Origin of the sequence: Enterococcus sp. DIV0436a, from assembly GCF_051711605.1 — a bacterium.
GTDB lineage: Bacteria > Bacillota > Bacilli > Lactobacillales > Enterococcaceae > Enterococcus_B > Enterococcus_B faecium.
Map to the genome: position 1 here is coordinate 283,719 of NZ_JBIONA010000001.1, position 24,824 is coordinate 308,542.

Annotated in this window: 20 protein-coding genes and 2 pseudogenes; 20 read left to right on the plus strand and 2 right to left on the minus strand. The window is 35.3% G+C overall.

Going from position 1 to position 24,824, the window contains the following annotated elements:
• The first annotated feature begins 46 nt into the window (after positions 1 to 46).
• The 10 genes from IGL15_RS01375 to IGL15_RS01420 all read left to right on the plus strand — a co-directional run bounded on the left by IGL15_RS01375 (position 47) and on the right by IGL15_RS01420 (position 13,394).
• Positions 47 to 880: a replication initiation factor domain-containing protein gene (locus IGL15_RS01375; RefSeq protein WP_096573302.1), complete on the plus strand. Its 834-nt coding sequence runs from the start codon at positions 47 to 49 to the stop codon at positions 878 to 880.
• 43 nt (positions 881 to 923) lie between these two features.
• Positions 924 to 1,088, plus strand: a complete 165-nt coding sequence (locus IGL15_RS01380) for a hypothetical protein (RefSeq protein WP_002340116.1) — start codon at positions 924 to 926, stop codon at positions 1,086 to 1,088.
• Positions 1,063 to 1,329: a hypothetical protein gene (locus IGL15_RS01385; protein WP_002340115.1), complete on the plus strand. Its 267-nt coding sequence runs from the start codon at positions 1,063 to 1,065 to the stop codon at positions 1,327 to 1,329. The genes IGL15_RS01380 and IGL15_RS01385 overlap by 26 nt, the downstream gene beginning before the upstream one ends.
• 266 nt (positions 1,330 to 1,595) lie before the next feature.
• On the plus strand, positions 1,596 to 2,969 hold the full coding sequence (locus IGL15_RS01390; RefSeq protein ID WP_104770710.1) for a recombinase family protein: 1,374 nt from the start codon (positions 1,596 to 1,598) through the stop codon (positions 2,967 to 2,969).
• A gap of 3 nt (positions 2,970 to 2,972) precedes the next feature.
• Complete coding sequence (locus IGL15_RS01395; protein WP_438766416.1) at positions 2,973 to 4,610, plus strand: recombinase family protein; 1,638 nt, start codon at positions 2,973 to 2,975, stop codon at positions 4,608 to 4,610.
• A gap of 459 nt (positions 4,611 to 5,069) precedes the next feature.
• Positions 5,070 to 8,288 (plus strand): type I restriction-modification system endonuclease, encoded by a 3,219-nt coding sequence (hsdR, locus tag IGL15_RS01400; RefSeq protein WP_438766418.1) that lies wholly within the window; start codon positions 5,070 to 5,072, stop codon positions 8,286 to 8,288.
• An 89-nt stretch (positions 8,289 to 8,377) separates the two neighbouring features.
• A complete protein-coding gene (locus tag IGL15_RS01405; protein ID WP_104873968.1) occupies positions 8,378 to 9,817 on the plus strand; it encodes an N-6 DNA methylase in 1,440 nt (479 codons plus the stop codon).
• Positions 9,814 to 11,169 (plus strand): restriction endonuclease subunit S, encoded by a 1,356-nt coding sequence (locus IGL15_RS01410; RefSeq protein ID WP_438766421.1) that lies wholly within the window; start codon positions 9,814 to 9,816, stop codon positions 11,167 to 11,169. The genes IGL15_RS01405 and IGL15_RS01410 overlap by 4 nt, the downstream gene beginning before the upstream one ends.
• Before the next feature lie 433 nt (positions 11,170 to 11,602).
• Positions 11,603 to 12,154, plus strand: coding sequence for a PD-(D/E)XK nuclease family protein (locus IGL15_RS01415; RefSeq protein WP_002299296.1), 552 nt, complete (start codon positions 11,603 to 11,605; stop codon positions 12,152 to 12,154).
• A gap of 70 nt (positions 12,155 to 12,224) precedes the next feature.
• Entirely contained in the window at positions 12,225 to 13,394 is a 1,170-nt protein-coding gene (locus IGL15_RS01420) for an IS256 family transposase (RefSeq protein WP_002351288.1), read from the plus strand.
• 110 nt (positions 13,395 to 13,504) lie between these two features.
• Here IGL15_RS01420 and IGL15_RS01425 read toward each other — a convergent pair whose 3' ends face one another.
• On the minus strand, positions 13,505 to 14,707 hold the full coding sequence (locus IGL15_RS01425) for an IS256-like element ISEfm2 family transposase (RefSeq protein WP_192182394.1): 1,203 nt from the start codon (positions 14,705 to 14,707) through the stop codon (positions 13,505 to 13,507).
• A 130-nt stretch (positions 14,708 to 14,837) separates the two neighbouring features.
• On the opposite strand from IGL15_RS01425, the gene IGL15_RS01430 reads away from it, so the two are divergent.
• The 6 genes and pseudogenes from IGL15_RS01430 to IGL15_RS01455 form a co-directional block, all read left to right on the plus strand.
• The gene (locus IGL15_RS01430) at positions 14,838 to 15,086 is read left to right on the plus strand and encodes a GlsB/YeaQ/YmgE family stress response membrane protein (RefSeq protein WP_002292290.1); all 249 of its coding nucleotides are present in this window, start codon (positions 14,838 to 14,840) and stop codon (positions 15,084 to 15,086) included.
• 199 nt (positions 15,087 to 15,285) lie between these two features.
• Positions 15,286 to 15,690 carry an organic hydroperoxide resistance protein gene (locus IGL15_RS01435; protein WP_002292291.1) on the plus strand — a complete coding sequence of 135 codons (405 nt, stop codon included), beginning with the start codon at positions 15,286 to 15,288 and terminating at the stop codon, positions 15,688 to 15,690.
• Positions 15,691 to 15,882: 192 nt separating this feature from the next.
• Complete coding sequence (locus IGL15_RS01440) at positions 15,883 to 16,926, plus strand: hypothetical protein (protein ID WP_049142433.1); 1,044 nt, start codon at positions 15,883 to 15,885, stop codon at positions 16,924 to 16,926.
• 14 nt (positions 16,927 to 16,940) lie between these two features.
• Positions 16,941 to 17,504, plus strand: a complete 564-nt coding sequence (locus tag IGL15_RS01445) for a restriction endonuclease subunit S (RefSeq protein WP_002294754.1) — start codon at positions 16,941 to 16,943, stop codon at positions 17,502 to 17,504.
• Between the two features lie 553 nt (positions 17,505 to 18,057).
• Complete coding sequence (locus IGL15_RS01450) at positions 18,058 to 19,698, plus strand: membrane protein (protein ID WP_002294751.1); 1,641 nt, start codon at positions 18,058 to 18,060, stop codon at positions 19,696 to 19,698.
• Positions 19,699 to 19,951: 253 nt separating this feature from the next.
• Positions 19,952 to 20,266: pseudogene (locus IGL15_RS01455) on the plus strand (hypothetical protein); the annotation flags it as partial.
• Positions 20,267 to 20,570: 304 nt separating this feature from the next.
• Here IGL15_RS01455 and IGL15_RS01460 read toward each other — a convergent pair.
• Positions 20,571 to 21,131 (minus strand): TetR/AcrR family transcriptional regulator, encoded by a 561-nt coding sequence (locus IGL15_RS01460; protein WP_002294749.1) that lies wholly within the window; start codon positions 21,129 to 21,131, stop codon positions 20,571 to 20,573.
• Between the two features lie 141 nt (positions 21,132 to 21,272).
• Between IGL15_RS01460 and IGL15_RS01465 the strand changes: the two are divergent.
• The 4 genes and pseudogenes from IGL15_RS01465 to IGL15_RS01480 all read left to right on the plus strand — a co-directional run bounded on the left by IGL15_RS01465 (position 21,273) and on the right by IGL15_RS01480 (position 24,810).
• Positions 21,273 to 21,887, plus strand: a pseudogene (locus IGL15_RS01465) (GNAT family N-acetyltransferase).
• A 189-nt stretch (positions 21,888 to 22,076) separates the two neighbouring features.
• Positions 22,077 to 23,957 (plus strand): heavy metal translocating P-type ATPase, encoded by a 1,881-nt coding sequence (locus tag IGL15_RS01470; RefSeq protein WP_104765330.1) that lies wholly within the window; start codon positions 22,077 to 22,079, stop codon positions 23,955 to 23,957.
• Positions 23,958 to 24,035: 78 nt separating this feature from the next.
• The gene (locus IGL15_RS01475; protein ID WP_002294740.1) at positions 24,036 to 24,263 is read left to right on the plus strand and encodes a heavy-metal-associated domain-containing protein; all 228 of its coding nucleotides are present in this window, start codon (positions 24,036 to 24,038) and stop codon (positions 24,261 to 24,263) included.
• Positions 24,264 to 24,267: 4 nt separating this feature from the next.
• The gene (locus IGL15_RS01480) at positions 24,268 to 24,810 is read left to right on the plus strand and encodes a ferritin-like domain-containing protein (RefSeq protein WP_002298699.1); all 543 of its coding nucleotides are present in this window, start codon (positions 24,268 to 24,270) and stop codon (positions 24,808 to 24,810) included.
• The last annotated feature ends 14 nt before the right edge of the window (positions 24,811 to 24,824 follow it).

Consider the following 24,824-nt stretch of genomic DNA (forward strand, 5'->3'; position numbering starts at 1 on the left):
TACTTTTTCATATTTGAATACTCGGTAAAGAAAGGAGATTTATTTTATGAAAGAACAAGCTAGGAGTACAAAACATCCAACGCTTGTGATTGATTATGTAATGATTTCATTTGTTGAAGCAAACGTAGCTGAAGTTGGTAGATATTTATTTGACTATTCCATTATCGAAGAACTTGAACTATTGGAAAGTAGTATACGTGGCTTTAATAAAGTTCTTACAAATGGCTTTTTATTTCTCCATTATGAAAACAAGGGAGAGAAAGCAGTTGTCTTGCTAGAGATTCGTTCAAAAGGATGTCGATATCTAGAATGCCAAGTGAATCATCAATGGACACAGTTCTTTTTTAAACTAATGAAAGTAGGAGAAAATATTTCAATCAAAAGCTACAACATCAAAAGACTGGATATAGCAATTGATGGGTTTACTTCGGATACTTTAACTACAAAGCGAGTTCAACGATATCTCAATCAGAGGTTAGTTACGTCGCGCTTTCGTACATGCAGAACAATTCAAGAAACTAGAATATCCTCGTCTGACATAATCGGTGATAGTATCTATTTTGGAAAACGAGCGAGTGATATCTCGGTAGTCGTTTATGATAAAAAATTAGAGACGAAAACACAAGATATTTGGTTCAGAACAGAGTTAAGGTTTCGACATGACTGGGCAAATCGTGTTATTGCAACGTTGGTTGAAAATTCATCTGAGTTTTCCTCTTATATATCAAGCATTTTAAAACGTAATTTGCAATTTCGCTCTCATACGGAGAATTATTCAGAAGTGAGACGTAGAAATTTAGCAACTTGGTATGAAAGATATCTTGAATATATATGCCAACAAGAACTTCATTGTGGAAAAATGAAATTTCTAGCTTCATGAAAGTGGTAGTTAGCCAGTGACGTTACAGAAAGAAGAGGATTAAATGAATGATTTGAATTTCGATTCTTTAGTAGCAGAGCTATTAAAAGAAGAAAATGGTCAGTTTGTGGTGGACTTAAGTATCTATTTTTCAGAAAATACCCAAGGAAACAAGGGTGATTTATTAGAACAGGAGGAAGAGAATGAGAAGAAATACAAAGAAGGCTAAATTTTTTATAGCATTAGTCGAAAAATATCAAATGAGTCCTTTTTATTCGTTTGAGATACTTAAGGAGATTTATTTGTATAAGGTAACTGATAGAGAAGTTTCTGGTCTATTAAATGCTCTTAAAAATGATGAGCTACTGGAAACAAACCAGAAAAGAATAACAAGAAGCGGACGTGTTCAATATATATGGAAGCTTACGGAAAAAGGTATGATTGAATATCATCGTCTCATGGAATTATAACGATTGGAGGACTATTTTTTATGGAGGATTTTATTTTTGAATTAGCTATTGGGCTTGTTTTTTATTTCAACCAAAATGGAAAAGAGGCAGTAAATAAGAAAGAAGAATAAACTTGGTTTAGGAATTGGAACTGATTGAACGTTTTGCATATTTTAAGTATTTAGGAAAGAAAACGATTCTTAGTCGATTTTCTTTCCTTTTTGATCAGTGAATATTTTACTGTAAGTACTTAAAGTTATAGAAATGGCTAGGAGGAGGAATCAAGCATGCGTGTGGCTTGTTATGATCGAACGTCTGTTTACGAAGAGGCGAAAATCAGTAATGACGCTCAATATGATGCAGTGAAAGAGTATGTTTTAGAGGAATATGAACAAATTCCCCAACGATTTTCAGATAAGGGAGAATCTGGGGGACAAGCGGATCGTCCAGCTTTTCGACAGCTTAGAGCTTGGGTTTGTGCGTCAGAAGAAGAGGGGGTGATCTATGTCTGGCGTTATGATCGATTGGCACGTCAAGCCAAAATAGCCTTAGAATTTATTGAGTTGTGCCAACAACATCAGGTTCAAGTTTATTCGATTTCTGAACCTCTTCCTGCTTCTTTCTCGCACGCGTCAACGAATAAACTATTTGTGCAATTATTGTTCACTTTTGCAGAACAACAACGAAACGTCATTATTGAGAATGTTCGTGCCGGACTTGCCTATAAAAAACAACAACGGCAATATTTGTCTTCTGCGGTTCCATATGGGTATCGTTTAGTGAATGGGAAAATCCAACAAGAAGCACATGAAGCAAAAGTTGTCCGCCATATCTTTCAACTTTATTTGACTAAAAAATATGGCTACAAAAAGCTTTGTCAACGATTGACGCAACAAAAGTTCTTCTTCCGTGAACGTCCTTTTCAGCCCTATCATATTTATAGTATCCTAAAAAATCCATTGTACTATGGCGAAATCAAAGGAGGCTCTTTGGGGAAGTATCTAGGAACCTTTGAACCGATTCTCTCGAAAACAATCTTTTTACAAGCCCAAGAGATTCGCCAATCAAGGTGTACAGCTAAAAAAGATACGTATCCGTACTTATTACGTCAAAAAATTCGGTGTCCCTTCTGTGGTCGTCATCTGAGTTCGAAGTATCAATGGAATACAAAGAAGACGAAGACGCTTCATTATTATCATTGTACCGACCGAAGCTGCCAAGGAATCTTTCTTCGGGCAGAAAGGGTTGAGTCAGAAGTATTGGAAAAGATACAGGCTTTTTTTCAATACGAAGGTGTCTATCAAGCCTTGATTGCCCAATTGACGCAACAATTAGCCGAAAAGCGAAAAGATGAAAAACACAAAGTAATCCAACAAAAGAAACAAGAAGCACAATGGCTCAAGGCATTTGAAGAGGGCAATTGTTCACTGGAAGAACTCAAGCAACAGCTGCAAGCTCTTCAAAAACCGATGTCTACTTCTTCGCTTCTTTCACTTCAACAGTGTGAAGCAAAAGTGAAAGAATGGCTTCAACTAAAAGACCTCTCTAGTCGACAATTGTTATGTGACCATGTTTGTCGGATCGAGGTAACAAAGGAAAAAACAGTCTGTGGGATTTACTTCCGACAACTGACACAAAATATTTTAGAAGGGAACGAATGATCTATGGAAACGAGACCAACCAAACGAGTCGCATTGTATATTCGGGTGAGTACCCAAGAACAAGCTTTAGAAGGACATAGTATTCAAGCACAAGAACAAAATGGACGACAGTTTGCCGAACGGATGGGCTATGAAGTGGTAGAAGTTTATGCCGATGAAGGGATTAGTGGAAAATCCACAAAAAATCGGTTCGCCTATCAACGAATGATGAACGATGCTCGGAACCATCGTTTTGATCTACTAGTGATTTGGAAATTGACCCGTCTCGGACGCAATATGTTAGATGTCTTACAAACCGTCGAAGAATTATTGCGATATGATGTGGGATTACATTCGATCTCGGAACAATTTGACGTGACTACTTCGACAGGAAAACTGATGTTACAACTCCTTGGGAGTTTCGGTGAATTTGAACGCAACCAAATTGCGGAGAATGTTCAAATGTCAATGCAAAGCTTAGTGAAAGATAAAAAGCGTTATGCAGGAGGACGACGTTTAGGCTATGTCAGTGGTATTGACACGAATGGTCAAAAACAATTGGTCATTGAACCAGAAGAAGCGAAAATTGTTCGTCTGATCTATGCAAAATATTTAGGCGGAGCAGGGTATCGAGCGATTGCCAATTTTTTGAATCGTCAAGGATATCAAACAGTCAAAAAGAATGCTTTTTCTACCACGGCAGTCAAAGATATCTTACGTAATAAAATTTATGCAGGGTATTTAGAATATGCGCGCTATATCAATTGGGAAACCAAACGACGGAAAGGAAAAAATCCGAAACCGATTTTAGTGAAAGGAACCCATGAGCCGATTATTTCGGAAGAAGATTATCAAAAAGTACAAGAACGCCTTGCTTTAGAAGGAAAACAACCCAAATGGAACCATACAGGTGAAAATGTATTGACGGGGTTGTTACGTTGTCCAGAATGTGGGGCACCGATGGCAGCGAGTAATGTCACAAATACCCTAAAGGATGGCACAAAGAAACGAATTCGGTATTATTCTTGTTCAGTCTTTCGGAATAAAGGAGCAAGTGTGTGTCATGCCAATTCGATTCGTGCCGAACAAGCGGAAACATTTGTCGCCGACCGATTAAAGGAGATCGTTCAGCTACCAGAAGTTCTTCCCCGATTGGTGGCAGCGTTAAATGAAGAAATAGTGCGACAAAGCCAACCATTGGAACAAGAACTCGTGGTGTTACTGGAACGAAAGGAAGAATTGAAGACTAAAATTGAAAAATGGGAAGCTGCTTTGGAAGATAGTCCTGAATTGTTTCCGATGTTAAAAGACCGCTTAGACGAATTGACTGAAAAACGACGACAGTTGCACATTCGAGAAAATGAAATCTTAGGGATCTTTCAACAACAAGGAGAGCCGATTCAAGTCAAAGATGTCCAACGGATATTGACTAGTTTGGATCGTTTTCTTGCCCAGAGTGAGAAGAAGCAAGTCAAAGCCTTGTATCGTACCTTTATTGAGAAAATAACCTTTGATCCTAACTATAAGGAGATATTGGAGATTACAATGAAATTCACGCCTGCCGTGGTACAACAATTGAATGAGCAATATCAAATAGCCGTATCCAAAACAAAGGATACGGCTATTTTTGTGTTAAAGACACCCTTTACGTTAACGATCTAGTCTAGGTTATATCAAACAACGTTAGAGGGGCGCTAACGCTTCTCTAGCGATTTGAAATCGTTAGATGAGTCGTTAGGGAGGTGCGTAACTCAAAAGATAACAAATAAATCTTTTTTTATCTTTTCTTAATGAATTGATATGCTAAAATAAAGGAAACTATACTTATAAAGAAAAAGAAGTTTTTAAACTCACTGAATAACAAGAAAGTAGATGAGCATTAAAAATCTTTCCTATCAAATGTTACTTTCTTGAATAGAGTAACAATTAGTAATTTAAACATAAAAACTTCTGATGAATGGGTTTGGTTCTAAAAAAAGCAAATGATAGTTGTTTGATACACGTTTTATTCAAGTGATATCATCATTAATTAAAAATTTCTTTCCTTATAGAATACAATATTCAGACTTGAAACTATTATTGTATCAAGATAATTAAAATTTTTTTGTGGAGGTGTAGTTGTTGAAAACAAATTTTTCATATTTTACAGTTGAATGGGAACTATTTAAAAATCTAGGAGAAAGTGCAGAACAGAGCGTTTATCGTGATCCGAATGCTGCGATTGTTAAGATAAGATCACTAGCTGAAAAAATGACGGATGCAATTTTTAAATTAGAGGGTATTGATCCTTGGGGGCTAAAAAGTCAAGTTGAGAAATTAAATACTTTGCAAAATAAAGATGTTTTGCCTGACGAGTTGGTGAATGTTTTTCACATGATTCGAAAGACTGGAAACAAAGCGGCTCATGATGGAAGTTATGGAACTACTAGTGAAGCAATCGACATGTTACAGATGGCATTTTATATAAGTTGTTGGTTTATGGAAGTCTATGTTTCATACGATTTTAATTCACCTAAGTTTAGTGTTCCAATTGATAATGAAAAAGAACAAGCCGAAAGAATTCGTATACTTGAACAGCAACTTCAAGAACAAGAAAAAAGATTTAAAGAGCAACTTGAAAAAGTGTCTGTTTATCCAGTTGAAGACGATAAAGAGAATAGAAATGCGCGACGATATCGTTCTAGAAAATATGCGCAAAATTATCCACCGAATGAAAAACAAACCCGCATTTTAATTGATGAACAGCTTAGGAATGCAGGATGGGAAGCTAATACAGATGAGTTAAATTACAAATGTAAAAAAACAATGCCTGAAAAAAATAGAAAAATGGCAATTGCTGAGTGGAAATGTGGGACTGGATATGCAGATTATGCTTTATTTGACGGATTGACGTTGGTGGGAATCGTTGAAGCAAAGCCTTATGGAAAAGATATTGCAGGAGACTTGGTACAGTCCAAAGAATACGCCCGTGATGTGCAAGTATTAGCTGGAATTAATTTAGTAAATGAACAATCGGAGTATAAAACACCCTTTGTTTATTCAACAAATGGGCGTCCTTACTTAAAACAATTAGCTGAAAAATCAGGTATTTGGTTTTGGGATGCTAGAACTCCGAAAAAAGCATCTTATGCTTTAGAGAGCTGGCATTCGCCAGAAGATTTAAGAAAAAAACTTGAAGTTGATGAAATTACAGCGAATAAGGAGTTAAGTGAAGATAAGCAATATCCAGATTTTGCTAATCGTTATTATCAGATCGAAGCTGTTCAAGCAGTTGAAAAAGCTATCGAAAGTGATCAACGTCGAATGTTGTTAGCTATGGCGACAGGAACTGGTAAAACAAGAACGGCATTGTCTTTAATGTATCGATTGATTAAATCAAAGCGAGTACGACGAATTCTATTTTTAGTAGATCGCACCTCTCTTGGAAAACAAGTAGCAGATGCATTAAAAGATACAAAAGTTGAGAATCTATCATTATCTGATATTTACGATGTTAAAGAAGTTTCTGATATTAAACCTGAAGATACTACAAAAATTCAAATCGCAACAGTTCAAGGAATGGTACGGCGCTTGTTTTATCAAGAGGAAGGAGAAAATATTCCGTCAGTTGGTACTTATGATTTTATTGTTGTTGATGAGGCACACCGAGGTTATACTGAAGATAAAACCATATCTGAAGAAGAAATTACTTATTTCAATGAAAAAGAATATATCAGTCAATATCGTAGAGTTATCGACTACTTTGATGCATCTGTTTTAGGTTTAACAGCTACTCCAGCACTTCATACTACTGAAATATTTGGGAAGCCAATTTACACGTATACTTATACGGACGCTGTGGTTGATGGTTATTTAGTAGATCATGACCCTCCATATAAATTTGAAACAGAGCTTTCAAAAAATGGAATAAGATTTAATGAAGGACAAGAAGTTACTTTATGGGATCCAGAAACACAAAATATTGATAAAACCTTGTTGGAAGATGAACTAAATTTTGATGTGACGGCTTTTAATAAAAAAGTTATTACAGAATCTTTTAACAGAGTGATTCTATCTAGTTTAGCTGAACATATAGATCCGGAGGAAAATGGGAAAACGTTAATTTTTGCGGCTAACGATAGTCATGCAGATATGGTTGTACGTTTGCTGAAAGAAGCTTATGAAAAAATTGGTATTCCTGTCGATGATGATGCAATCGTGAAAATTACAGGTTATATTCGACATCCTAATAAAGAGATTAAACGATTCAAAAACGAAAAATATCCCAAAATTGTTGTGACAGTTGATCTATTGACAACAGGAATTGATGTGCCGGAAATTAGTAACTTAGTATTTTTACGAAGAGTTCGATCACGAATTTTGTACGATCAAATGTTGGGGCGCGCAACTCGTTTATGTCCAGATATTGGGAAAACCTCTTTTAAAGTCTATGATGCGGTACATTTGTATGATACATTACAAGAGATTACTGATATGAAGCCTTTAGTAGCTAAACCAAATCAAGCGGCTATGGATATCTATGATGCAACTATTAATGCGGAAAATGATGAAGCATTTTGTTTCTATAAAGCAGAGTTAATTGCCAAGTTACAACGAAGAAAACAATGTTTATCAGAAAAAGCCAAAGTGGAAATCAGTGAGTTGAATCAGGTTGAATCTCTTGATCAATGGTTACAAAGTATTAAAATGATGAGCAAAAAAGAACTTGAGATGCAATCAGAAAATATTCAGCGAATGGCAGAGTATAAGACAAGTGAGCAAACAATGTATATTTCAGAAGCGCCGGATGAGTTATTGTTTGTGGAACGAGGATATGGTGAAGGAAATGAAAAGCCGAGTGACTATTTAAATAGCTTTAATACATTTGTTCGTGAAAACATCAATTTGATACCTGCACTACAAATTGTGGTTAATCGTCCTAAAGACCTAACACGAGAGGATTTGCGTACAATCGAGTTAAAACTCAGAGAAAAACGCTATGATGAAACCTCTTTACAAACTGCCTGGAAAAATGCAAAGAATGAATATATTGCTGCAGATATTATTAGCTTTATTCGACAAGCGGCATTAGGCAGTCCATTAGTTGATCATGAGACTAGAATCAAAAATGCAATGCATAAAGTTTATGGAGTAGCTGATTGGACACCGATGCAAGAAAAATGGTTGAAGCGAATTGAAGAACAACTGTTACAGCAACCTGTCTTAGGACCGGATGCTCAAACTGCTTTTGATGATGCGGGAGTTTTTCAACAAAACGGAGGATACAAACGAATGAAAGCCGTGTTTGGTGATCAAACCAATTCGATTGTAGAAACGATTAATGAAAATTTATATGCTTAATTTTCTTAGAGTCATCTAATTGATGACTCTTTTTGTTATAATGGGACTATTGAATTTGTATCTTTTTTAGGATATTCAGGAGGAAAATAATGACAAATACAGAAATTGTTGCCAAACTTTGGAATATGGCAAATGTTTTACGTGATGATGGGATCAGTTATCAAAATTATGTAACAGAATTAACCTATCTACTATTTTTAAAAATGATGAAAGAACAAAATACAGAAGATGTTATTCCTAATGGGTACCGTTGGGATGATTTAACTAGCAAAGAAGGGATTGAACTAAAAACTTTTTACAAGCAATTGTTATTAGACTTAGGTAATTCCAAGGTTACTAAGGATAAGCGGTTAAACATGATTTATGCAGATGCAGCGACTCATATTGATGAGCCAGCTAATTTAGAAAAGATTATTAAGGATATTGATAAACTAGACTGGTATTCAGCAAAACAAGAAGGTCTAGGTGATTTATATGAAGGATTATTGGAGAAAAATGCCAATGAAACCAAATCAGGTGCTGGACAATATTTTACACCTCGAGTGTTGATTGATGTAATGGTGAAACTAATGCATCCAGAACTTGGGGAGCGATTAAATGATCCGGCAGCTGGAACTTTTGGATTTATGATTGCTGCTGACCACTATCTAAAAGAAAAATATGATGACTTTTTTGATTTGAGTCCAGAACAATTTAAGTTCCAAAAAACAGAAGCCTTATCCGGTATGGAATTGGTACAAAATACCCATAGACTAGCTTTAATGAATGCACTTTTACATGATATTGAAGGACGTTTAGATCAAGGGGATTCTTTATCTTCGAATGGAAAGTGGATGAAAGATTTTGATGTTGTGTTGACTAATCCACCATTTGGGACAAAAAAAGGCGGTGAACGTGCTACAAGGGATGATTTAACGTATGAAACCTCTAATAAGCAATTAAATTTTTTACAAACAATATATAATTCGCTGAAGACAAATGGAAAAGCTCGGGCAGCAGTTGTTGTGCCAGACAATGTGTTATTTGCTGATGGTGTGGGCGAATCAATTCGTAAAGATTTGTTAAATAAATGTAATTTGCATACTATTTTACGCTTGCCAACTGGCATCTTCTACGCTCAAGGAGTACAAACAAACGTACTATTCTTTACACGTGGTGCGACAGAAAAAGACAATACGAAAGAAACATGGATTTACGATATGCGCAGTAATATGCGCTCATTTGGGAAACGTAATCCTCTGAGCGAAAAAGATTTTGAAGAATTTATTGAATGTTATCAAATAGGCGATTTTTCGAAACGTAAAGAAACATATAGTGCAGATAATCCTAATGGACGTTGGCGCAAATACTCGATTGAAGAAATAGAAAAACGTGCAAATACCAGCTTAGATATTTTCTGGATGGAAGAAGAAAAAGAAGGTCCTGATTATTCTGTCTCAGAACTCTTAGATTTAATGGAACAAAAATCAGTTGCTATTTCTGAATCAGTTGCGAAGTTACAAGAACTTTTAGGAGATGTAGTGGAATGATTAACACAAAAGCACTACGGGAAAAAATACTTGATTTAGCAATGCGTGGAAAGCTTGTTGTACCAGACTTAACCAAAGAAAAGACAGATATTTTTGAAACAGAAAAACAGGGTTATCTTCCTCAAAATTGGGTTTTGACTAGTCTAAGTAATGTAGCCACTTTACTTAACGGTAGAGCTTATAAAAAAAATGAGTTATTAAGTAATGAAAGACTTACGCCAGTTTTAAGAGTTGGAAATTTATTTACTAATTCTCAATGGTATTACTCAGATTTGAATTTAGATAGTAATAAGTATATTGATAATGGTGATTTAATTTATGCATGGTCTGCCTCTTTCGGTCCACGTATTTGGAATGGTGGCAAGGCGATTTACCATTATCACATCTGGAAAATTTCCTTGCGTTTTGAGGAATCAAAAAAGTTTATGTACTATTTTTTATTAGATAATGCTAAAAAGGTTAAAAAAAATACAACAGGTTCAACAATGGTTCATATCACTAAAAGAAAAATGGAACAAATGAAAGTACCTTTTCCTCCATTAGAAGAGCAAAAACGGATTGTCGCTAAAATTGAAGAACTATTCGCTTTAATCGATATAATCGAATCAAACCAACTGGAATTCAAACAATTAGCTGAACAATTAGACAAAAAGGTTCTTGATTTAGCAATGCGTGGAAAGCTTGTTCCGCAAAATCCAACAGATGAACCAGCATCAGTATTGCTTGATGAAATAAAAGAAGAAAAAGAACAGTTAATAAAGGATAAAAAAGTCAAGAAAGAAAAGCCATTACCTGAAATTAGTAAAGAAGAAATTCCTTATGAAATTCCTGATAGTTGGGAATGGGTAAGACTTGTGGATATAGGGAGCATATTCTCTGGTGGAACTCCTAAAACTACGATTAATGAGTTCTGGGAGAAAGGAACAATCCCTTGGATAACACCTGCTATTATGGGAAAAAGCAAATCTAAGATCTTCAATTCAGTAGCGCTTAAGCATATAACCGAACAAGGATTAAATGCTTCGTCAGCTCAACTAATTCCAGGTAGTTCAATTGTTTATTCTAGTCGCGCGCCAATTGGTCATATAAATATTGTTCCATATCCTTATAGTACTAACCAAGGCTGTAAATCAGTTACCCCAATTAAAGTAGACGTTGATTATCTATATTACTGTTTAGTTTTTAGAACACCGGATATTAAAAAGAGAGCATCTGGAACAACATTTAAAGAAATATCTGGAAAAGGCTTTAGTATGACGGTTGTTTCAATTCCTCCTTTAGCAGAACAAAAACGGATTGTCGCTAAAATCGAAATGATAAGAGAATCAATTCAAAGAATAGATTTTGAATGAATATGATAGACCTAGCATCATTTTATACTAGATGGTGCTAGGTCTATTATTTAGATTTTATGGAATGCAATTGATCTGTTCTAGTTTTTTAATACTATTACGAATATAAAAAAATAGTTTGATTCTTCTAACATGAATGACCTTCTAGAAGTGGAAATGTATAAAAGATTTATTTTATGAAGTTTTTCTAATATCATTCACTCATGATACGCAGCTCCATACCACAAATAATGATATTTTTTAAGAGAAAAAATTATCCCTATTTTAAATAATAGCAATAGGTAGTGGTAGGGAGAAATTTATAAATAACTTTTTTATTTGCTTTGGTAGCCAAGTAAGTTGCAAAAGAAAAATAGATACTGTTAAAAAGATAATGTAGACATAGAAACAAATACGTAAAATTTTAGTTAGAATAATGGCAAGGAGAAAAAACATGATAGATGAAAAAAAGTGTTTAAAAAATCTATTGGAGGATATGGATGATATTGAAGAAAAACTATCTAAATGGACTGGGAAAACAAATATATTTCAGATACTTAAGCTATCTAAAAATGAAATAAGACATAGTAATTTTTTAGCTTTTTTGTTTGCTCCAAATGAAACCCACAATTTATCTGATGAGTTTTTTAAAATGTTTTTGAAAAGGTATATAGATTCTAATGATGATACCAAAGCTGCTATCAATTATTTTGATGCTTTACTTAATAGCTATGAAGATTTAATTGTTTACAGAGAAAATAAGAATATTGATATTTTATTGGTATCGGAAAAAAATAAAATAGTGGTGTGCATCGAAAATAAAATTCTGTCTTCGGAGTCTGGAGGGCAACTTAATAAATACCAAAGATATATAGAACGCAATTATTCTAACTATAAAAAAATTTTTGTTTTTTTAACTCCAGATGGAAATGAACCCACAAATCCTAGTTGGGGCATAATTACTTACAAGAATATCGTTGAAGAGAGTGTAAAATATTTTGTGTAAATAGAAAAAAGGAAGTCCCTTCTGTAGAATAGAGTTACCACAACACATTCACAGAAAAGAGGACTTCCATATGAACGATTTTACTACAGAAATTATGGAAACACTAATCAATAAAGGTGATTTAGATGAATTATTTCGATGTCATTTAGAATTAGCTGTTAATTCATTATTGCAGGCTGAATTAACAGCTTTTCTTGATTATGAAAAATATGATCGTGCTGGGTTCAATTCAGGTAATTCCCGTAATGGGAATTATTCACGTTCATTCAGAACAGAGTATGGAGAATTAAATTTGGTGATTCCTAGAGATAGAAATGGTAAGTTTTCTCAACAAACTTTACCTGCTTATAAAAGAACCAATGACTCTTTAGAAACCACTATTATTCAGCTATTTCAAAAAGGAATTACTATGTCTGAAATCTCTGAATTGATTGAAAAAATGTACGGGCATCACTATACGCCACAAACCATTTCAAATATGACTAAAATAGTTTCTGAAGATATTATTGCCTTTAAAGAAAGGTCCTTAGAATCCAGATACTCTGTCATTTTTATGGATGCTACTCACATTCCTTTAAAAAGACAAACTGTTTCAAAAGAAGCAGTTTATATTGTAATTGGCATTCGATTAGATGGAACCAAAGAGGTTCTTGGGTTTAGTCTTGCTCCAACTGAATCTGCTTATGTTTGGAAAGAGATTCTTCAAGACCTAAAAGACCGTGGTTTAAAAGAGGTTTTATTAGTCGTAACTGATGGTTTAAGTGGCATTAACGATAGTATTCATAGTGTTTATCCAAATGCTCAATTTCAACAATGTTGTGTCCATATATCTAGAAATATCGCTCATAAGGTTCGTGTTAGTGATCGACAAGAAATCTGTAGCGATTTCAAATTAGTTTATCAAGCAAGTTCAAAAGAAGAAGCAAATAATCAAATAAGGTTTATGATAGATAAATGGAAAAAGCAGTATCCACGAGTGGTTAAATTGCTCATGAATCCTGCTATATTAACCTTTTATAATTTCTCTCCGTCAATCAGAAGAACTATTTATTCAACTAATTTGATTGAAGGTTTTAACAAACAATTAAAGAAATATACCAAAAGAAAAGAGCAATTTCCTAATGAAGAATCTCTGGAGAGATTTCTAGTATCTCAATTCAACAACTATAATCAAAAGTTTCTATGCCGAGTTCATAAAGGTTTTAAAGAAATACATGATACATTAGAATCAATGTTTTAACTTGATCAACAGAATGGGCTTTTCCATTTACACATAATTCTTGACGCAACCTATTCTGGGGAGCGTCAATAATTTTGTGTAAATAACTCGTCCTTCTGCAAAATAATGGGTTACTCAGTAAACATTGAAGCTAATGTATCCGTCACTTGTTGGAAGCCTTTATGGCTTCTATTTAAGAATTTTTGATTGTATGTATCAAAGATGGATACTAGGAAACGCTCTAGTGATTCTTCATTTTGAAACTGCTCTTTTCTGCGGCTGTATTTCTTGATTTGTTTCTTGAAAGATTCGATTAAATTAGTTGAGTAAATGCTTCGGCGGATACCAGGCGGAAACTCATAAAAAGTCAATAAATCTTGATTTTTTATCAGTGACTGCGTCACTTTAGGATAAGTTTTCTGCCACTTCTCAATCATACTCCCTAAAAAGGTATTTGCCTCTTCCTTTGAGCTAGCTTGATAAACAGCCTTAAAATCATCACAGATTTCTTTTCGATCTTTGACACATACTTTATGAGCAATATTACGGGAAACGTGAACACAGCAATGTTGGTATTTAGCTTTAGGATAAATCTGGTGAATCGTATCTTTCATGCCTTTTAAGCCATCGGTAATAAACAGTAAGACATCATGAACCCCTCTGGAGTAAATGTCCTGTAACAACTCATTCCAAACGTAGGTCGATTCAGTCGGAGCAATCGCATAACTTAGTACTTCTTTAGTGCCGTCTTCTCGTATACCAATGGCAATATAGATTGCTTCTTTGGAGACGGTTTGCCGTTTTAAAGGAATATAAGTAGCATCCATGAAAATAGCGACATACTTATCATTTAGAGTTCTAACTTTAAATGCATTTACTTCTTCAGTCAGCACTTTAGTCATGTTGGACATGGTTTGGGGCGTGTAGTGATGCCCATACATTTTCTCAATCAAGTCTGCGATTTCCGACATGGTAATACCTTTTCGGAAGAGGTGAATGACGGTCTCCTCTAAGGTATCATTCGTCCGTCTATAAGCAGGAACAGTCTGTTGCTTGAACTCGCCGTTGCGGTCGCGCGGAATCTGGAGATGAAGTTCCCCGTACTCGGTCTTGACCGTACGGTCATAGGAGCCGTTACGAGAATTACCCGTGTTAAAACCAATGCGATCGTACTTTTCGTAATCGAGGAAAGCCGTTAACTCCGTTTTGAGAAGCGTATTGACAGCTTTTTCCAAATGGACACGGAATAATTCATTCAAATCGCCTTTGTTCGCTAGAGTCTTTAGAATTTCTGTAGTAAAATCGTTCTTATGGAAGTCCTCTTTTCTGTGAATGTGTTGTGGTAACTCTATTCTACAGAAGGGACTTCCTTTTTTCTATTTACACAAAATATTTTACACTCTCTTAAGAAGAAGCGTAACATAATATGTGTAATAAATATTTCACAGAAAGAAAGAGAAAATTATGCATTGGTTATGGGTATTAATCGTAGGAGCTATTATCGGTTTGATTGCCGGAGCAATTACAAATAAAGGTGGATCAATGGGATGGATCGCTAACATCGTTGCAGGTTTAGTTGGTTCAGCAATTGGACAAGCATTGTTAGGTAGCTGGGGTCCTCAATTAGCAGGAATGGCTTTGATTCCTTCTATCATTGGTGCGATCATCGTTGTTGCTGTAGTATCATTTTTCTTGGGACGTTCAAGAGGTTAATCGTCAAATATATCAGCAATTTTACCTATTATCTTAAGGAGCAGCTTTTCGCTGCTTCTTTTTTTGTATAGATAAACTGCTTCTATCACTGATCATCGATGTTGTCTAACTGATGTCGCCGAATGCAAGCATTACCTTTGTCAGATTAAAAAATACTCGTTACACTTAATATAGAACGACGAAAGAAAGGATGATCTCAATGAAAAAAATGTACGAAACAGCAATGATCAATCGTGGAGGCCGTGATGGCGAGGTTGAGGCACCAAACGGAAGTATGCACATGAAGATCGACCGCCCAGGAATCCATAGTGAAGGGACAAATCCGGAACAACTTTTTGCGGCTGGATACGCATCTTGCTTCAACGGCGCGGTTCAACACATGCTGGAAGAAAATAATCTTGAGTCTGATTCTGAAGTCAAAGCACGGGTATCTTTATTTCAATTAGAAGATGGGGGCTACCAAATCGGGGTTGTTTTAGAAGTTTCTTTGCCAGGACTTGAGAAGGACCAAGCAGAGAAAATCGCAGAAGAAGCCCACGCATTTTGCCCATACTCTAAAGCAACAAGAGGCAATATTGATGTGGAAGTGACTATAGTAGAATAAGGGATTCTTAATGTTACTATAAATGAGATTATGAAAGATCCTATAAAGAAACGCTAGTAAAAGAAACGCTAGTAAAAGAAACGCTAGTAAAAGAAACGCTAGTAAAAGAAACGCTAGTAAAAGAAACATGTAGTTACGGTAATTAATAGCGGTATATGTACGATTGATCGAATAGAACAAGGAGGCAAAAAAATGACACAGCGGGTAGCAATAATGATTTTAGTGTTGCTGGTCATTGGCCTCCTTGTTTACTATGTCCTAAAGTTTAAGCATTGGAAGCAGCAACGGATACATCAGGATATTGAAAAAAAGTTAAAACGGTATCCTATTGTTCAAGCAGCTTGGGAAAAGGCTGAAGCAAAACAATATAACATTCCTGGATTAACAGAAACAAGAATGGTGGTGCCGGAAACCGGCGAAAATGAGGTTTGTCAATGGATGACGCCGCAAGGGTTGGCTTTTTCTCAAGATTTTGTGTTTATTTCTGCCTACTGCTATGACCATCAGCATCATTCTATTATTCATGTACTGGATAGAGAAACAGGACAGCCGATCAAACTGCTGATTTTACCTAAACGGCCACATGTAGGGGGCTTAGTATATGATACAAAACGGGAACTTTTATGGTTGACAATCACAGGATCTGCTACTGGACGAGTAGCCGCTTTACGTTTGATCGATATCTTAGCAGATACATCTGAAGAGACGGGACAGCCAATCTCTTATTGGCTGACAACTGATCTCTCAGAGATTCCACAAGCATCGTATTTGACTCAAAACAATGATCAACTGGTATCTGGCAACTTCACACTAAAAGGTGAAGGACAGTTGACTTTCTATCTATTGCCGACGATAGCTGAAATGAAAACAGCAATTCGCCGCAAAGACAAAATCCAACCAACCGTGACAATGAGCAGAAAAACATCTGATAAGATTCAAGGTGTGGCTTTTTATGGCCATTATCTCTTAGCCAGTCGTTCTTATGGTCCTTATACCTCGGAACTCTTAGTGTCCGAGCGGGACTCTCCTAGCCGGATCCTAAAACGAATCAAATTTCCACCGTATTTGGAACAAATCGTTGTTGTAGAAGATCGTCTAGCAGTATTGTTTGAAAGTGGCGCCGCAGCGTATCGCGAGAAAGCCAATCCTGTGTTAGCCAATGTTTTATTACTAGACTTAGCAACGTTGCTTCATGCAAATAAGCGTCCCAAAAAGATTGCTGCAACTAAAAAATAGTCGGACAACTCAAGATGATCACTGTTGTTCATAAAGAACGACAAGAAAAATCATCTAGCGATGTTCGACTATGGGTTTATTTAGGAAGTATTTCTACTAAGATTCAATATGGCTATACAGATTCGGCGAAAAAACAAGGCAATGTTAAGTTTTTGAGAATCACAGATATACAAGAGGGACGTGTAAATTGGTCCAGTGTGCCTTACTGTGATATTAGTAATTCTAAACTAGTTGATTTAAGATTGGAAGAAAATGACATTTTGATAGCAAGGACAGGAGGAACTATGGGAAAAAGTTTCTTGGTTAAGGAAATAAGTGAGGAATCTGTTTTTGCTTCTTACTTGATTCGAATTAGGTTAGTTGAGAAATTATTATCAGAATACGTAGACTGCTTCTTAGACTCGCCATTATATTGGAAGTTATTAGAAAAAATTTCTTACGGAACTGGGCAACCAAATGTAAATGGTACAAATTTATCTAAACTACTTATACCATTACCACCTTTAGAAGAACAACAACGCATGACTACTAAAATAGAAATGATAAGAAGATCTATTCGTAGAATCAATTTTGAGTAAATATAACGGACCTAGCATCCATTTTATACCAGATGATGCTAGGTCTATTATTTATATTTTATGGAATTTAATTGATTTGTTCTAGTGTTTTAATATTATTACGACAGTAAAAAAATAGTTTGATTCTTCTAACATGAATGACCATCTAGAAGTGGAAATGTATAAAAGATTTATTTTATGAAGTTTTCCTAATATCATTCACTCATGATACGCAGCGCCTTATCATAAGTGAGACAAGAAGAATGAAAGATAGTAAAGTAGTAGTAAATAGTCATATCCAAGAAAGCGGATATGGCTGTTTTTTTATGAAAGATGTTTGTTTCGCTAAAGAGATAGCAATCCACGCTCGGTAAATATAAGAGCCACATAATTAAGCTTTGAACTCATTAGTTAAGCAATTCGATGTCGGAACAATTCTTGGTGTTCAGACCATTACCTCCCTCTCTTATAATTTTAGTGCTTTTTTAAGTGAGAGTAAAAATAAATAACGATTTATTTAAAATTTAAGTTATACTAGATAAAGCAATCCATGAAAGGAGTATATAATTAAGTAATGCAAGTAAAGAAAAAAATAATATTATCCATTCTCCTAGCAATTATTGCTGGACTTTATTCAATCAATTATTTTAGAAATGTTCATACTATTTCTACATCGGGGGATATTGCCTTCCATTTTGCTAGAGTCAAAGGGTTATCTTCAATTTTTTCTGGTCCAATCAATTTTACGACGTTTAATCATTATGGGAGCGGAGTGAATTATTTTTATCCCTACTTGACCTTTTTTCCGGCAGTCATTTTTTATTGGATAAGTAATAATTTAATCGTTAGTTATATCTTATATGTTTGGCTATTGAATGTTTGTACTATCATGCTGATGTTTCATTATGGACTAAAATTTTTAAAAAGAATCGATGCGGCTTTTATATTTAGCTGTTTATATACATTTTATGGGTACCGTACGATTGATATTTATCATCGTTCTGCTATTGCTGAAGCGATTGCACTTACGGTTATACCGATAGTTATGTATTATGCTTACGCACTGATTTATGAGAAAAAGCCATGTGCAATTCCATTAGCAGTCAGTATGAGCTTACTCATTTATACACATGTTCTTTCCACTTTTATGAGTGTAATAGCCGTTGGCTTACTAGTCTTAGGCGGCTTTGTAGTAAGTGAAACAAGAAAAAAAGAAAGCATCCGGTTGATTGTGGAGTTGTCAAAGGCAGTAGGAATGACGATTCTTTTAACAGCATACTTTTGGTATCCGATGTTCCGACAAATCATGGTTCAATCGATTAATGAGCCAGATAAAACGACCTTACAACACCAAGCATTAAATGTCTCGGATAGTTTGATTGGTGCGATGAATAATGACCTGACAACCTTTACGGTAGGAATCATTGGTATTATTTCTTTGATCTGTCCACTCTTCTTTTTTAAAGGATTTAATCGCAAAGAAAAAGTGATTTACCTTAGTGCGGTAGTCTCTTGGCTCTTATCCACCAAATTTTTTCCATGGTCTTTATTACAAAATACACCCATTCAAATGATTCAATTTCCTTGGCGAATCTTAGGCTTTCAAGTACTGTTTGGCTCGTTGATTTTATCGTTCGTTTTCATGAAGAGCACATCAGCTAAGCAAAGAAAAGTAGTTAATATAACGGCAATTGTTTTATTGCTGTTGGCTGTATCTGCTGCAACAAAAGCAAACTATGAACATAAAGTTGTCACTCAGAGAGATCACTTGGTAATGAATCAAGAAAATCTTATTCGTTACACGACACTCCTTCCCGGAGGACTTTATGACTATGCACCCACGGAAGCATTACAATACAAAGAACATTTGCAGAATCATGAAGTAAGAATTGGCAAGGAATGGCATACTATGCCTTATCAAGTGATGGATTCGAAAATAGTCTATACAGTACATGAATCTAAAGGACAAAAAATAACGCTTCCTGTATTTGATTATTGGGGGACAGTCGCAAAAGTAAATGGACAAAAAAGAGAGATTGATAATAGTGAAGGACTAGTGTCGATTGAAGGAACACAAGGAGAAACAATCATTGAAGTTTCTTCCATTTATCCTCCAACTATGAAGTTAGCTTTTTTAATTAGTTTATGTAGTTACCTCTTTCTTTTAATTAGTTTTCTTATCAGGAAGTTACAACATATAAAAATAATGATCTGATTACATTTTTTTCAATATTAGCTTACTAGAGAATAAGAAAAAGTAAGTAATAAACCAAATTTAAACTTTATATTATAATAATGAAGCTTAATCTTCTTTATAGAGAATTGGGCTATTTTTAATGGCAAAGAGGGGAAGAAGATGTTTCAAAACAAAGGACAACGCTATGTTGTAAAAGGAGTAAAGGAATCTTACTGGAATCAAAAATCTTTATTGAGAAAATTATCTTTGAATCTAAGCACAAAGAAATGAAGGTACACTAGATAGCAATGAAGATATCTTTGTCATTAAACGTCGCTATTTTACACAAGTAAGTGATGATTTGATTCATGTCTTTTCCAATGAGTGGTTTGTTTCTGAGAAAAAATTACATGCTTCTAATCTGCAATATATGCCAGGTGAAGATCCAATTCCTAATGTGAAAGCAATTATCAACAGTAAGGATTACGAAGGATATAAAGCTAAACATCCAGAAGCGAAGCCATTTAAATACCCACAAGAAATGAAGCAAGCATGGCGCAAAATGTTAGATGATGAGCTGATTCCCCTTGAAAATGAATTGAGGTAAACGAGAAGAATTCAATAAACTGGATGATAAAAATATAATATGACTATAAATTGGTTACAGCTTCAACCTATAAGTTGTAATAAATTAGCCTAAAAGTAATTTATTAATGATGAGGTGAATTTGATTGGTACAACAAGATATATCACTTAGAGAGGGAGAAGCAGCACTACAAACTACTTTTCAATAAGTAGGAATTATAGAAATTTTACTCAAAAAATCTTCAGTAAACAATTTGGCTAAATAAGATTCAGTTGTTATACGAGAAGGTTACGGTTCTTCTTAACTAAGCTTAGTATGTTTTTATTCAAGGCATGATTTTCTCTATGTGATCATTCAGTTTCTGTAAGAGTTCTAATAATTCTTTTTTGGAGTACTTGTAATTGCTTTCTACCCATCGATTGAGAACAGATAGACAACCTTGGACGTGGTACGTAGTGAAGAATCTCATTTCTTCTGTGATAATCGTTTTCTTGTCTTCATATAGCCATATGTTCAGATAGTTTTCTTCAATAACTTGTTTAACTTTCTTCTGAAACGAAATATCACCATGGTTGAGGATAAATAAGCGATATAAAAAAGTATTTGCGTAAACATAGTCAATCAAGCGAGTGTATAGTTCCTCATAGCTATGGGCTGGATCATAAGAGAGAATTTCATTTAGATCCCGAAAAAAGTTGCTTTCTAATTGATCATATAGATCATAGATATCCTTATAATGTGTGTAAAAAGTCGAACGATGTACATCTGCCGTTTCTGTTAGTTCGCGTATAGTGATTGCTTGAATCTTTTTATTTACTAATAATGTGGATAGTGCTTCAGCCAAAGCTTTTTCTGTTTTTTTGACGCGTCTATCTGTCTTTTTCATTTACCTATCTCCTTATCCGACATATCAAAGCAAAGCTGTCGCTTAATCGACAATCTTATAGATGATTGATTATAGATAGTAGACACTGTGTCTATTATAATGTAAGTATAACACAATCATTGAAGTTGTGGAGGCGAAATGATGAAACTAACTTTTAAACCCTTAGAAAAGAAAGATTACAAAAAAGCTATCTATTTTGCTGTTGAAGGAATGAACTTTGATAGATATATGGAAAATGAACTTCTGCTGAATCTTTACGGAAGATATTTTTTGTATATGGAGTTGAATCGAGCTACTCAAATTCTTGCTTTGTATGCAGAGGACGAGTTGGCAGGTGTTTTGCTGGCGGAGATAAAAGGAGAAAAAAAGAAACATCGTTCTTTTGGACAGCAAATATATGTTAAGATATTCGATTTTTTACAAAATATATTTGCTAAAGAAAGTAAAAGAGCTTACGAGACAGCAAATGAACAAATGCTTGCAGCATATTTAAAGAAGCATTCACCAGATGGAGAGATCATTTTTTTAGCTGCAAATCCTGATTTGAAAATAAAAGGCATCGGTACCAAGTAGCTAACAGAATTTGAAAAAAGAGAGAAAGGAAAAGAAATATTCCTTTTTACAGATAGTGGCTGTACGTATCAATTCTATGAACGACGTGGATTTGAAAGACTAAAGGAAAAAATTAGCAAGATAAAAATCTTAGATAAAGAAATAGATCTCCGATGTATGCTGTACAGGAAAATCATTCAATGAAAATTTCGATAGAAACGACAATAGTTGGCAAGATCACTTTTAGTGAGTCTTCTTGCTAACTATTTTTTGTAGTATATTCTACCAAAAGAAAACCGCCTTTTTGACTAAACTTGATAGTGGTCAATTTTTTATGATGGATAAGTCTCTATACTTAGTCTCGTAAGAACGAAAAGGAAAAGAGGGAGAAAGATGAAATTTCAAAAGTGGATCCAAGAGCACCGAAATCATATCACCGCCTTATCAGCTGTGTTGATTATTTTTGGTTTTATCGGAAAATTTACTGGATTTGTCTTGTTCTATAACATTGTTCTAGCCATAGCTTCTGTTATTGCGGTCATACCTATTATGATCCACGCGTATCAGGCAGTAAAAGTCAAAGTTATCTCAATTGATTTACTCGTTACTATTGCTGTGCTTGGTGCCTTTATGATCGGAGAATACAAGGAGTCAGCTATCGTTACATTCTTGTTTTTGTTTGGTAGCTATCTGGAACAAAAAACATTGACCAAAACGCGGGAATCAATCAAGGCTTTGACCGAGATGGCCCCATCGACTGCTAGTGTTGTCCAAGAAGATGGAACGACTGAAGAAGTGGAAATCGATGACGTGGAAGAAGGCGATATCGTCTTAGTAAAAACTGGTGGAGCTATTCCTGTGGACGGTCGAGTCATTGACGGAAAAGGTTATGCGGATGAAGCCGCAGTGACTGGTGAATCACGACAAGTCGTCAAAATCAGTGGAGATGAAGTCTTCTCTGGAACGATTTTAGCAGATGGCTATATGACGATCGAAGCAACTAAGGTCGGAGATGATACGACCTTTGCCAAAATTATCGAATTAGTAGAAGAAGCACAAGATACCAAATCCCATGCGGAAAAATTCATTGATCGATTTTCTCAGTATTATACTCCAACCGTTTTACTTGTTGCGTTGCTTGTTGGTCTGATCAGTCGTGATTTTCGTTTAGCAATCACTGTTTTGGTTCTTGGTTGTCCTGGCGCTTTAGTCATTGGTGCGCCTGTTTCGAATGTAGCAGGAATCGGTAATGGAGCGAAACGGGGCATCTTAGTCAAAGGCGGTGAAGCAATGGATACTTTTTCCAAAATCGATACTTTTGTCTTTGATAAAACCGGTACATTGACCAAAGGAACTACTGCTGTATCCACTATCAAGAACTATACAGAGGATGAAGGGGACAGCTTAGCTTTAGTGGCTCGATTAGAAACGTTATCCGATCATCCTCTGGGGCGCGCCGTGATCCATTATGCTCAGGAGAAAGACATTGATTTTCAACAATTAGCAGTCAAAGATAATCAGACAATCAAGGGACAAGGAATCACAGCTGAGATTGATGGTCATACAGTTTGTGCGGGCAACACCAAATTGATTGCCGCTCACAAACTTTCTCTCACACCAAAGCAAGTACAAGATTTACATCAATTACAACAAACAGGCAGCTCGGTCATTATTGTAGCAATCGACAAAAAAATCACTCAAATCATAGGTGTGTCAGATGTGATTCGACCAGAAGTCGCTGAACAATTAGCTAAGTTGAAACAAGCAGGAGCAAAACAGTTAGTGATGCTGACAGGTGATAATCAGATGACTGCTGATTATGTAGCTGATATGTTAGGCATTGATGAAGTCCATGCTGAATTATTACCAGACGAAAAGGTTCAATTTGTGAAAAAATACCAAGAACAAGGATTGCGCGTTGCTTTCATTGGAGATGGAATCAATGATTCTCCCTCTTTGGCTGCGGCTGATATCGGGATTGCTATGGGATCAGGAACGGATGTCGCTATCGAAACGAGTGACGTTGTCTTGATGCAATCTAGTTTTGGATCGTTGGTTCATGCCTACCGTTTGGCTAAGAAAACTGTTTTGAATACCCGTGAAAATGTAGTGATTGCCATTGGTGTCGTCTTATTTTTACTCATCGGCTTATTTGCCGGGTTTATTTACATGGCTAGTGGGATGTTCGTTCACGAAGCTAGTATCTTGATCGTTATATTTAACGCGATGCGCTTATTGTATTTTGGACACGAAAGCAAAGAAGAAAAATCGTAAAACTTGATAAGAATCAATTTTTTTATGGAAGCTGTAATCTAGAATAAGACTATCAAGAAAAAGGAAGGAAGAACTACGATGAAAAAAATTATTATGCAATTAGATACACTAGCTTGTCCAAGCTGTATGCAAAAAATCGAACATGCGGTTTCTCAACAGCCTGGGGTAAGCAATACGAAAGTTTTGTTTAATGCGAGCAAAATCAAAGCAAACTTTGATCCAGATGAAGTCCACCCTGAACAATTAGCTGCAGTTGTGGAAAAATTAGGTTATGAAGTCCAATCAGCAAAAGTAAAAGAGGCGTAAATCAATGAATATAGTGGAAGAAAAATTTGCTCAAGAAACAAAACAAGCAGATATCGACCATCATAAACCAACTGCTGGCGCCATGGTGGGGCATGTATTAGCAAATTTTAAATTAGAAGAAATGAAATTGATCCAAGCACAATTGTATGTTTTGGGTACATCTTCGCAAGAATTAAGTACCCTTTTTTCAGAATATGCTGATCAAGAAGCGAGATGGTTCAATAAAATCTCTCATGAGTTAGTGATTGATAATGAAATCGTTCCGTCTACTTTAGAAGAAGTCATGCGTTATGGAAAAATTTACGAACATGGTCAAAACAAATATTTACCAGCCTCAACAATGTTGGAAAACTTTGCAAAAGATTTTGATTTCCAAAATATGTTTATCACACGGGCAATCAAGTTAGCTGAAAAAGAAGAAAAATATGGCTTGCAACAATTACTCGTTGAACTTTTAAGTTTCAATAAAGAAATCATCTACCAAGTACAAAGACTCCAAGGAAAAACTGTCCGACAAGATTTGGATGAGGAAGACGATGATGACTAAAAGTCTATGTTTCT

Bases quoted from the DNA above. Each gene is read 5' to 3' on its own strand.
- IGL15_RS01390 (WP_104770710.1), top strand. From the start codon at position 1,596: ATGCGTGTGGCTTGTTATGATCGAACGTCTGTTTACGAAGAGGCGAAA.
- IGL15_RS01380 (WP_002340116.1), top strand. From the start codon at position 924: ATGAATGATTTGAATTTCGATTCTTTAGTAGCAGAGCTATTAAAAGAA.
- IGL15_RS01375 (WP_096573302.1), top strand. From the start codon at position 47: ATGAAAGAACAAGCTAGGAGTACAAAACATCCAACGCTTGTGATTGAT.
- IGL15_RS01470 (WP_104765330.1), top strand. From the start codon at position 22,077: ATGAAATTTCAAAAGTGGATCCAAGAGCACCGAAATCATATCACCGCC.
- IGL15_RS01440 (WP_049142433.1), top strand. From the start codon at position 15,883: ATGACACAGCGGGTAGCAATAATGATTTTAGTGTTGCTGGTCATTGGC.
- IGL15_RS01435 (WP_002292291.1), top strand. From the start codon at position 15,286: ATGAAAAAAATGTACGAAACAGCAATGATCAATCGTGGAGGCCGTGAT.
- IGL15_RS01450 (WP_002294751.1), top strand. From the start codon at position 18,058: ATGCAAGTAAAGAAAAAAATAATATTATCCATTCTCCTAGCAATTATT.
- IGL15_RS01420 (WP_002351288.1), top strand. From the start codon at position 12,225: ATGAACGATTTTACTACAGAAATTATGGAAACACTAATCAATAAAGGT.
- IGL15_RS01385 (WP_002340115.1), top strand. From the start codon at position 1,063: ATGAGAAGAAATACAAAGAAGGCTAAATTTTTTATAGCATTAGTCGAA.
- IGL15_RS01395 (WP_438766416.1), top strand. From the start codon at position 2,973: ATGGAAACGAGACCAACCAAACGAGTCGCATTGTATATTCGGGTGAGT.
- IGL15_RS01460 (WP_002294749.1), bottom strand. From the start codon at position 21,131: ATGAAAAAGACAGATAGACGCGTCAAAAAAACAGAAAAAGCTTTGGCT.
- IGL15_RS01445 (WP_002294754.1), top strand. From the start codon at position 16,941: ATGATCACTGTTGTTCATAAAGAACGACAAGAAAAATCATCTAGCGAT.
- IGL15_RS01410 (WP_438766421.1), top strand. From the start codon at position 9,814: ATGATTAACACAAAAGCACTACGGGAAAAAATACTTGATTTAGCAATG.
- IGL15_RS01415 (WP_002299296.1), top strand. From the start codon at position 11,603: ATGATAGATGAAAAAAAGTGTTTAAAAAATCTATTGGAGGATATGGAT.
- IGL15_RS01480 (WP_002298699.1), top strand. From the start codon at position 24,268: ATGAATATAGTGGAAGAAAAATTTGCTCAAGAAACAAAACAAGCAGAT.
- IGL15_RS01430 (WP_002292290.1), top strand. From the start codon at position 14,838: ATGCATTGGTTATGGGTATTAATCGTAGGAGCTATTATCGGTTTGATT.
- IGL15_RS01405 (WP_104873968.1), top strand. From the start codon at position 8,378: ATGACAAATACAGAAATTGTTGCCAAACTTTGGAATATGGCAAATGTT.
- IGL15_RS01475 (WP_002294740.1), top strand. From the start codon at position 24,036: ATGAAAAAAATTATTATGCAATTAGATACACTAGCTTGTCCAAGCTGT.